We start from the raw sequence: 376 nt of genomic DNA on the forward strand, positions 1-376 counted from the left end.
ATCTAGCGTCTAAGACACACGGTCCATTATGGACCATATGTGAAATTGGTTTTTGATGTCTTGATGAATCTTCAGTTTTCAAGGAACAAAAGTGGAGCCTAGCGGGATCGAACCGCTGACCTCCTGCGTGCAAGGCAGGCGCTCTCCCAGCTGAGCTAAGGCCCCGTGTATTAAAATTGTTCATAAAAATGGTGGGCCTAAGTGGACTCGAACCACCGACCTCACGCTTATCAGGCGTGCGCTCTAACCGGCTGAGCTATAGGCCCTCATAGAGAGGTGTTTGGTCTCTCAAAACTGAACGATGGGCAATGCCACATGGGCATTTTCCTTAGAAAGGAGGTGATCCAGCCGCACCTTCCGATACGGCTACCTTGTT

2 tRNA genes are annotated in these 376 nt (G+C 50.0%); both read right to left on the reverse strand.

Features of this window, described 5'->3' with window-relative positions:
* Positions 1-92: 92 nt before the first annotated feature.
* Positions 93-165, reverse strand: a tRNA-Ala gene (locus KNO98_RS14630).
* 24 nt (positions 166-189) lie between these two features.
* A tRNA-Ile gene (locus KNO98_RS14635) sits at positions 190-266 on the reverse strand.
* Positions 267-376: the final 110 nt, after the last annotated feature.

Origin of the sequence: Exiguobacterium sp. s57 (assembly GCF_018617685.1) — a bacterium.
Lineage (GTDB): Bacteria > Bacillota > Bacilli > Exiguobacteriales > Exiguobacteriaceae > Exiguobacterium > Exiguobacterium marinum.